The sequence below is a fragment of the Kordia sp. genome (assembly GCF_045105435.1).
Lineage (GTDB): Bacteria > Bacteroidota > Bacteroidia > Flavobacteriales > Flavobacteriaceae > Kordia.
Genome location: NZ_JBGCDL010000359.1, coordinates 1 through 10,549 on the forward strand (window position 1 = coordinate 1; position 10,549 = coordinate 10,549).

A 10,549-nucleotide genomic window follows, 5' to 3' on the forward strand; every position below is an offset into this window, starting at 1 on the left:
CATATACATTATTATCAGCTGCATCAATGATAGCTGCATGTGCTTTTAAGGTTGCATTTTCAAAGAATTCTTTGATTTTAATGTTTACCGAAAATTCTTTGTGATATTCATTTTTTAGACGCATCAGTTTTAAACTGTGTCCGCCCAATTCAAAGAAGTGATCGTTGACACCTACTTTTTCTACATTTAATACTTCTTGCCATATAGCTGCAATTTTTTCTTGTGTTTCTGTTTCTGGCGCTACATACGCTGTGGAATCGTTTTGTAAGTATTGTAATGGATCTGGTAATTGTTTTTTGTTTATTTTTCCATTGGTGGTTAATGGAAAGTTTGTCATGTGTACAATTGCCGATGGCAACATATACTTTGGTAGTTTTTGTAATATCGTTTGTTCTATGATTGTTTTTTCTACAGCAGTGTCAGCCAAATAATATAAAGCGATGAATTGCTTGTCTACATGCGCAACCGCTTTAGCATTTATGATGCCTTCTATTCCTGCAGTGATATTTTCAATAGCGTCTAATTCGATTCTGTGCCCCGATATTTTTACTTGGTTGTCGTTACGGCCTACAAATTCCATGGTTCCATCTGGCATATATCGTCCAAGATCGCCTGTTTTGTAGATACGTTCACAGTTTGTAATTCCTGCTATTGGTCCTTGCAAGTATGCTTTTGCAGTACGTTCTGGATCGTTGAAATATCCGCGTCCTACACAGGGTCCTGCTAATAAGATTTCTCCTTGTACACCAATTGGTACTTTTCTGAAATTTTCGTCTACTATGTGTACTTCAAAGTTTTGAATTGGGAAATCCATTACTGGAACCGAATAACTTGTTGGTACATTGCTCATTACGTAGTGAGATGTATCGTCCGATACTTCCGTAGCTCCGTAGGTGTTTACGATTGGAATTTTAGGATATAGTGTCAACCAACGCTCTACCATTGATTTTGTCAACGTTTCCGCGTTTAAGATTAAGATAGATAACGCTAATTGTGTGTTTGCATCTTCCTGCTCAATGTGAAATAACATTTCTAACAGATACGATGGCACTAATTCTAAGATTGAGATTTGATCTTCTTCTAATTGAGACACAAATTCTTTGATGTCAATGATGGTTTCATTGTCATAGATTATACCTGTTGCTCCTACTACTAATGGCGCAATGAGTTGCCATACTGAGATATCGAATGTATGTGGTGCATTTTGCGCTACTACACTGTCTTTTGTGATTCCTGTTTCCGTAAGTTTTGCACCAATATGATTTAACATTCCTAGATGTTCTATCATTACTCCTTTTGGCTTTCCTGTTGATCCACTTGTGTATATTACATACGCTAAGTCATTGTCATTAATAGGAATTTGTAATGCTTCTGTTGAGTAATTAGCAATTGCTGCCGCTTCATTTTTTAAGTGAATTACAGGTACACTAACATTCAATCTTGAAAGTTGTGCTACAACTGTTTCATCATCTGTAATGATGGCGTTGAATTGTGAGTTTTCAATGATTTGTACTACGTTTTCATCTGGTAATTCAGTTCCAACTGGCACATACGCGCTTCCTGCTTTCCAAACTCCTAAAATAGCTTCTACCATTCCGATAGATCGTGATAACATCATACCAAAAAGATCATCTTTTTGTGCGTTGTATCTGTCTACCAAAAATGCTCCAAATTGATTAGATTTTAAAGCTAATTGTCCATACGTAGCCGTTTTATTGTTGTGTTTTAGTGCAATTTTACTTGTGTATAGTTTTGATTGCTCATCAATGAGTTCGAGTGTGTTTTTTTCGAGTGAAAAGTACGATCTTGGCTCGTTGATGTTTGCTAAAATGGCTTGCTCAGTAGTACCACTTCTGTCTAAGTTTTTTACTGGCTCATAGGTTTTTGCTAAGATTTCGCTTAGTAAGGTATTGAAGTTTTCGCCCAATAACTCCAGAACTCTCGGCGCATACATTTCACCTTTTACTTGTATTTTTAGATATGGGTTTTCCGCATCTAATACAAATTGAAAAAGTGTGTTTACATTTGCCTCAAGTTCTGTTGCTATTTCTTTGGTGTTAACCACAAAACCAAATTGTGAGAGGTTATTCAGTACGTTTTCATCTTCAACAAGCGCTGTGATTTCTTCCCAAGAAAGTACATACTTTAATTGCTGAGCAAGCATGTTTTTTTGAGTAGAGAACAGTTGTTTGAAGTTTTCGTCTGAATTAATCTCAGGCTGGATAAAAAAGATTTTTTCGCTGTTCTTGAATTGTTGGAATTGGTGTAACGGAGAAAGGAAAAAAGGGACTTCTTTGTAATCAATCAATAACTTGCTAATAACATTTAAAAAATAGTTATAAAGTAATACTTCAGAGTTATTACATAGTTTTTTTACTGCTGTAATATCTGTAGTATTCAAGTTTATTTTTAAACTTGTATTGCCCTTTTCCTCTCTCAATTGAATTCCTCCAAAAAAAGAAGATGCGTTTAGCTCTGCAATTTCTTGCATGTTTTTTGACCAAAACTCTTCTGTCTTTGCCTGTCGTAAGATTGCCTCTCTGTCCATTTTATACTGTAAGTTTTTTAGATTCGGATACTACTTCTTTTAAGCAGTCTCTCATTACATCTACGATTTCGTCTAATTGTTCTTCATTTATTGTTAGTGGTGGCGTGATGAGAATGTGATCTCCCGCTTTTCCATCTACTGATCCGCTTCCTGGATATAAAACCACTCCTTTTTCAATAGCCTTTTCGCCTATTCTCTTGGAGAGTTTCATTTCTGATGGAAATGGTGCTTTGGTTACTTTGTCTTGTACCAATTCTACGCCGCATTGTAATCCTACGCCGCGTACATCACCTACGATATCAAATTCGTAGAGTGTTTCTAATTTTTGTTTGAATAGTTTCCCCATGAATTTAGATCGCGCTACTAGTTGCTCGCGTTCCATAATGTCTAATACTTGATTTCCAACTCTTGCGCCCATTGGGTTACACGCAAAAGTGTGTCCGCCTAAGAATGCTGATTTGGTATCAATTAATGGTTGTACTACTTTTTCGGAAGCAATGACTGCCGATAATGGGAAATAACCTCCGCTGATTCCTTTTCCAGAGGCGATAATGTCTGGTGTAATTCCGAAGTTGCTGATTCCGAAGTTTTCACCTGTTCTTCCAAATCCTGAAAGAATTTCATCTGAGATGAATAAGATTCCGTATTTCTCACAGATGTATTTGATTCCTTTGAAATAGTTTTTCGGCGGCGGTACTGCTCCTAATGCTGCTGCAATTACAGGTTCAGCAATGAATGCTGCTACTGTTTCTGGTCCTGTTTTTACAATGGCGTTTTCAAATTCTTCCAACAGTTCTTGCGTGTATTCTTCTTCACTTAAGTCTGCTGGTTTTCTGTATGAGTACGCTGCCGATATGTGTGGAAAGTTGTGTAGCCATTTGTCATATAAACCACGACGCGCTTTCATTCCTCCAACATCTAGTGTAAATACTGAGTTTCCGTGATAGGTTTTCCATCGTGAAATGATTTTGAAACGCGAATTGTCACCTCTTAGTTGGTGATATTGTAATGCGAGTTTGATCGCATTTTCAACAGCTTCTGTTCCGCTCATTACGGTCCAAGCTTTCGTGAAACCTTCTGGTGCAAATTCTGTAAGTCTTTGCAAATATCCTTCTACTACGTCGCTGTTGAAAGCATGTGTAGGAAGTACTGTAATTTTTGATATTTGATCTGCCATGACTTCTACCATTTCTTCTCTACCATGCCCAATGTTGGACACTGAAGAAGAACCAGAAGAACCGTCTAAATATCTTTTTCCGTTGGTATCGTATAAGTAGATACCTTTTCCATGTGTGATTTTTGGATATGTTTTTGTCATATCTGGACACACAGCCATCGAATGAATTAATGGTTTAATCATACTGATTTAGATTTTTATAGTTAATAAATTTTCTTTTTTTTTAGAAAAAGAGCTCCCTTGTCATTGGTTTAATGACCGCATCATTTTTTAATATGTATGTTGTGATTAGAAGTTTTCTTCTAGCTCTGCAAATAGCGCATCTGAGAAATCCATTTCTGGTTCGTATGAATCTTCATAGCTTACTGTGCCTAATGTCAATGAGTCAAACTCGTCGATACTTTCTGTAAGTGTTTCGGCAATTTTGACCAATCTGTCTTTTAGTAATTCTATTTGAGATTCGTCGTACAATGCATTGTTGTAGGTTAATACGCAAGTGATTTTTTGATCGTTTTCAAAGAATTCTAATGATAAGTCAAACTGACAAGGAACATTGTATGTGTATTCTGTTTCATTGTAAAATGCTTCTGTTTCTGAATTGTTTGTTGTTGCATTTTTACTGTGATATTCTACCAATACATTGAACAATCCTGAGTACGATGCGTCATATATGTAATTGGCATCTTCGATTACTTTTTCTAATGGATACCATGAGTTTGAATTTATTGTCAATACTGTATTTCTCAGTTGACTGTAAAATTCTTTTAAACTCAATGAAGCATCTGCTTTAGCAACTACTGGTAAATTGTTTACATAGAAACCTATTTGCTCACTGAGTTCTTCATGTGTTCTGGTAGAGAATGATGAACCTACCATGATGTTTTGGTCTCCCAAGTATTGATGTATTACTGTATTTACTAAGAATACAAACGAGATATACATACTTCCGTCTGAAGCTGTTGTTATGTTTTGAAAACCGTCTTTGATTTCCTTTTTCAGATCAAATTGAATGATGTTTCCGTTGGACTGAAAGTTTTCCGGTCGTTTTTTCTCGAATGGAAATTTTACTTTCGTGACATTGTTTTGAAATGTTTCTTTCCAATATTCTGAAATATCATTGACCACGTCAGTTTCAAACATTTGTAATTGCCAAGCCACGTAATCTTTGTATTGAATACGTAGTGGCGCTTCTTTAATTTGATTACCGTCTTCAATTAATTGATAGTATCTTGAAATTTCGTCTCCTAGTATTTCCATAGAAGCTCCATCATTAATTAAGTGATGCATACAATAGTATAGCACGAATTTGTTGTCTGTCAATTGTAAAAAACCTACACGAACTAAAGGACCATTTTCTAAGTCAAAAGCTGTATAGAATTTTTCCTTTAGATACGCTTCAACTTTTGAGTTATTTGCTCCTTCTTGATCTATTTTTTTGTGATCAATAGTAAATTGAAAATCTTTTATTGGAATAATCCATTGTTTTACATCGCCTTGTTCTTCTTCTTTGAAAACAGTTCGTAACGCTTCATGTTTTTCTAAAGCTGCCCAAACTGCTTTTTCGAATGTTTCTAAATTCATTTTGCCTTCAAACTCTAATGATGTTGGCATGTTGTATGAAATAGATACATTGTCATCTTGCGATAACAACCAAATTCGTTTTTGCTCAAAAGAGATTGGATAACTTTTCGCTAAAGCTACTTTGGGTATTTCCTTGTATTCTTGATATTTTTCTTGTGAGATTAATATTGCTTGCTCTTGGATTCTTGGGTTTAAAAACAATTGTTTTAATCCAACTTTTTTATTGAATTGCTTTTGAATTAAACTTACCAAAGTCAAGGCTTTCATACTGTGTCCGCCTAGTTCAAAGAAATGATCATTGATTCCAATTTCTGTTCTTTGGAGTATTTGTTCCCAAATAAGAATCAATTTTTCTTCAATTTCATTCGTAGGCGCTACATACGTTGTTCCACTAGCAATCGTTTCATCAATATGTTCTAGTAATTGTTTTCGATTTACTTTCCCATTTACCGTGAGTGGAATTGTTTCTAATTGTATGAATCGCTCAGGAATCATATACGATGGTAATTTCTCTGAGAGATTTTTTCGCAATGAGTTTTCAGTTTCTTCTAGTGTTGAAACGACAAAAGCAATGAGTTGTTTTTCTCCTGATTGAGTAGTCGTAATCATTGCTACTGCTTCTTGAACTTCTTCTTTATTAGAAATCTGTGCTTCTATTGCTCCTAATTCAATTCTGTAACCTCTTAATTTTACTTGATCGTCTTTTCTTCCTTTGTATACGATTCTTCCATCTGGTAAGAAATAAGCTAAATCGCCTGTTTTGTATAGAAAGCCATCAACTTCAAAAGGATGTGGCATGAATTTTTCAGCAGTTAACTCATCTCTATTTTTATATCCATTTGCCAATCCTTTTCCACTTATACATAATTCTCCAACGATACCTACTGGTTGTAGTTTATTTTTTTCGTTGATGATATAGGTTTGTGTATTTTGAATTGGATTTCCTATGGTTATGAATTCTTCATTGGTAACTTCATCTACAACACAACCTACTGTTGCCTCTGTTGGACCATATTCATTTACAATTCTAATATTTGGGTTTAGCTTTTTTAGAATCTTTACATGTTGCGATTGCAATGCTTCTCCACCAACAATGGCTAATTGTAAATTACATTTTTCAATGGAAATTTTTTCCAATACATGAATATGTGCTGGCGTGAGTTTTATCCACGATAAACCACTTTCTATATATGTTTTTAATGTTTCTGATATTGCTCCTTTTTCAGGAAATATTGTGATTGTTCCACCTACAATTAATGATAAAAACGTGCTTGTAACAGTTAAATCAAAAGATAAAGTTGTAAATAATCCTGAATTATAATTATTGAGTTGTTCGGTTAAGTAGTATGCACTTCCCCATGTTAAATAATTTTCAAGTGATCCATGAGAAATCATTACACCTTTTGGTTTCCCTGTAGATCCTGACGTGTATATCATATACGCTAGATCTGTTGGTTGTATTGTTTCTTGTTTGAATACAGTTTCAAATTTTTCTTTTTGATTTATAAAATCTGTTAGAATTTCATTTGTAATGTTTACGGTACAATTACTGTCTTCTTGGATGAATTTTTTTCTGTCTTCAGGATATGATGTATCAATTGGAACATATGCGCCTCCTGATTTTAAAATTCCTAAAACACATACAAGTGTCCATTCATTTTTTGATAATTCTACACCTACGAAATCCCCTTTTTTAACATTGTATTTTTCTTGTAAATACTGTGCAAATTGATTTGAGTATTTATCCAATTCTTGGTATGTAATTTCTTTGTCCTCACATACGATTGCATTGTTTGTTGGTGTTTTTGTTACTTGTGCGGCAAAATGATCAAATATAGTTTTGTTAGAAAATTTTGTGCTAGTTTCTAGAAAATCTCCTAGTAAAACTCGCTTTTCTTCTCTGTTTAAAAAATCAATTTCAGCAATTGGTCTTGCAACATTGTTTACAATACTATTTAATATTTGCTTAAAGTGTTTTACAAGTGTTTCAATGGTTTCTTGCTCATAAACATCTGTATTATATACAATGTCAAATAGAAGATAGTTTCCTAACTTTTTATATGCAATATCTAAATCAAATTTTGCAACTGTTTTTAGTTTGTATATTTTGTCTATATCTTCCTGTTCAATTACAATTCCTTTCGCATCACTTTCTTCTCCATTATATGTTATCATAATATCAAATAGTGGATTTCTATTTGGATTGAATGGAAGGTTTAAGTCTGCTGTAATTTTATCAAATGGATAGGTTTGATATTTAAAATCTGTTAAGACACTTTCTCTTATTTTTTTAAATGTTTCTTCAAAGTTATCTTCAGCGTTTAGCTGATTTCTTAATACTAATGTATTAATGTAACATCCTATTTGATTTTTTAATTCGGAACGTTCTCTTCCTGAAACTGGTGTTGCAATTGTGATATCCTTTTGGTTTGTATATCTGTACAATAATACATTCCAAACTGCTGCTAACCCTATGAATAAAGTTCCTCCATTCTTTTTAGATAGTGCTTCTAGTTTTAGTATATCTTCTGCTTTTATATATGTACTTAAGCGTTCACCAGCATTTGTAGTTTCAGTTGGTCTTATTTTTGCCGTTGGAAATTGAATTCTTGGAATATCTCCTGCAAGTTTTTCTGTCCAATAATTACTACTTTGTGTTTCAGCTGCTGTTTCTGACTGATTGTGTTGCCAATATGCAAAATCTTTATGCTGAATTTTTAATACTGGTAATTGCGGTTGTTGCCCATTTTTGAATGCTTCATAAAATTCCATTACTTCTTTGCTGAGCAGATTCATAGACCATCCATCACTAATGATGTGATGCATGTTGAAATAAAAGATAAATTTATTTGTGTCTATTTTAAATATCGCAGCTCTAAGTAATGGTCCTGTTTCTAGATTGAATGGCTTGTAAGCATCTTTATCAATATATGAATATGCTTTTTGTTTTCCGTTTTCAGATTCTTCAAAGTTTTTGAATATCATTTTGAAATTCAACGTTTCTGTATCGAGTATCCATTGCTTTAAGTCTTGATTTTCATCTTGCTTAAATACAGTACGTAAAATTTCATGACGGTCAATTACTGCCATGATTGCTTTTTCAAATAAAGCAATATCATAATCTCCTTCTAAAGGAAATTCTGATGGTATGTTGTATGAGTTTGCATTTGAATTGATTTGATCAATGGCCCAGAAACGCTTTTGCGATACTGATAATGGATATCCATTTGCTTTTGGAGCTAGTTGAATGGTGTCTTCTGTTACAGCTCCTAAGCTATGATTTTCCAAATACGCAATAATGTCTTCTTTCTTTGCTTTTACTTCTTGTAAAATATCAGGACTAATATTTCCCTCAAAGGAGAGTTTTAATTTTCCCTCCTTTAAGTGAAGATATATGCCTTGATCAGAAAGATTTTTAATAAAATCTATCATATTTCAAGTTCGTTTAAATTTGTTGATTTGATTGCTTCTTGTTGTTTAACAGCAATGTCTATTTGAGCCGCCAATTGTTCTATTGTTGGATATACAAATATGTTTTTAATACTTACATCTAATTCAAATACAGTGCTAATATCATGGCTCATCTTTATGGCTTTGATACTATGTCCGCCGATGTCAAAGAAGTTGTCTCTGACTCCTATCTGGTCTAGCTGTAATAACTTTTGCCATATGCCTACCAATTGAGATTCTGTTTCTGTAGAAGCTTCTACATATTCAGTGCGTATCATGTCTGCCTCTTGCAATTCTGGAAGCGCTTTGTAATCTACTTTACCGTTTGCATTTAATGGCATTTCTGTAACTTCTACATAATGGTTTGGAATCATATAATCTGGAAGTAATTCTCTTAAATCCGATTTTAATCCCTCTTTGTCTATTGATCCATTTTCTGGAAGTATGTACGCTACAATTGTTTGGTCTTTTTCAAACGTTTTTACTGTTACTACCACTTGAGATACACTCTCCTGGCTTTGTAATACTTGTTCTATTTCTCCAAGTTCTATTCTATGTCCTCGTATTTTTACTTGGTTGTCATTTCTGCCCATGTAAAGAACGTTTCCATCTGAAAGCCACATTCCTAAATCTCCTGACTTGTATATTGTTTCTCCTTTGATAAATGGATTTGAAACAAATTTCTCTGCCGTTTTATCTGGATCATTTAAGTATCCTTTTGCCAATCCGTCTCCTCCTAAGTAAATTTCTCCAACTACGCCTATTGGTTGTAATTGATGTTTTTCATTTAAGATGTATACTGAACTGTTACTTATTGGCTTCCCAATTGGAATACTATCGCTCACCTCTTTTATATCATACGTTAAGGAGAACGTTGTGTTTTCCGTTGGTCCGTATCCGTTGATAATTTGAAGAGTTGGATATTGAGTTCTTAGTTTTTGGATATGTTTAGGTGATAGCTTTTCTCCTCCTAATAATACCGTATTTAATCCGTTAAAGATTTCAATGTTATCATCTATTAATTGATTTCCCCAACCTGCGGTAAACCACATAACATTTACGTTCCTAGTTTGAATCTCATTTTGCAATGCATTATTGTCTAATAATACATCTTGATCGCATAATATCAATTCGCCTCCGTTGAGTAACATTCCCCAATATTCAAACGTTGTTGCATCAAAAGAAAAAGCTCCTGTTGAAATAAGTTTGTCTGAAGATGAAAAATCGTAATAGTTAGCCGATTTTACTAAACGCACCACACTTTTTTGCGGAATCATTACTGCTTTCGGTGTTCCTGTAGATCCTGATGTGTACATGATGTATGCTAGATCAGCCGAAGAACTTTCAAGCGTAAATTGCGTTTCTTCACTTAGTGATTCATCTGCTAAGAAATTTTGTAATAATTCGTCCGTTACAGCTACTTTAAAGTTACTGTCTGTTTGTACAAAATCTAAACGTTCTTGAGGATACGATGGATCTAATGGTAAATACGCTGCTCCTGCTTTTAGTGTTCCTAAGATAACCGTTGGTAAGTTTTCACTTCGTTCTAACAATACTGCAACAATGTCTCCTTTTTCTACATTACATTGTGATTGTAAGTAGTTTGCAAATTGATTGGAACGAGCTTCTAATTCAGCATAACTTACTTGCTTATCTTGATAAGATACTGCAACTTGTTCTGGTGTTTTAGACGCTTGTTGTGTAAATAATTCTCCAAGTGTTGAACTAGATGGATATGCCTTTTTTACATCATTAAATTCATATATTAATTTTGCCTCTTCTTCTGGTGAAAT

4 protein-coding genes are annotated in these 10,549 nt (G+C 34.0%); all 4 read right to left on the minus strand.

Annotated features, from left to right (window positions below):
- The coding region (locus AB8B65_RS18195) for an amino acid adenylation domain-containing protein (protein WP_405302711.1) at positions 1-2,548 on the minus strand (2,548 nt) is incomplete at its 3' end.
- 1 nt (position 2,549) lies between these two features.
- The gene (locus AB8B65_RS18200; protein ID WP_405302712.1) at positions 2,550-3,908 is read right to left on the minus strand and encodes an aspartate aminotransferase family protein; all 1,359 of its coding nucleotides are present in this window, start codon (positions 3,906-3,908) and stop codon (positions 2,550-2,552) included.
- Positions 3,909-4,013: 105 nt separating this feature from the next.
- The gene (locus tag AB8B65_RS18205) at positions 4,014-8,738 is read right to left on the minus strand and encodes an amino acid adenylation domain-containing protein (protein WP_405302713.1); all 4,725 of its coding nucleotides are present in this window, start codon (positions 8,736-8,738) and stop codon (positions 4,014-4,016) included.
- Positions 8,735-10,549, minus strand: a 1,815-nt coding sequence (locus AB8B65_RS18210; RefSeq protein ID WP_405302714.1) for a non-ribosomal peptide synthetase, incomplete at its 5' end; no start/stop codon positions are given. The genes AB8B65_RS18210 and AB8B65_RS18205, both read right to left, overlap by 4 nt.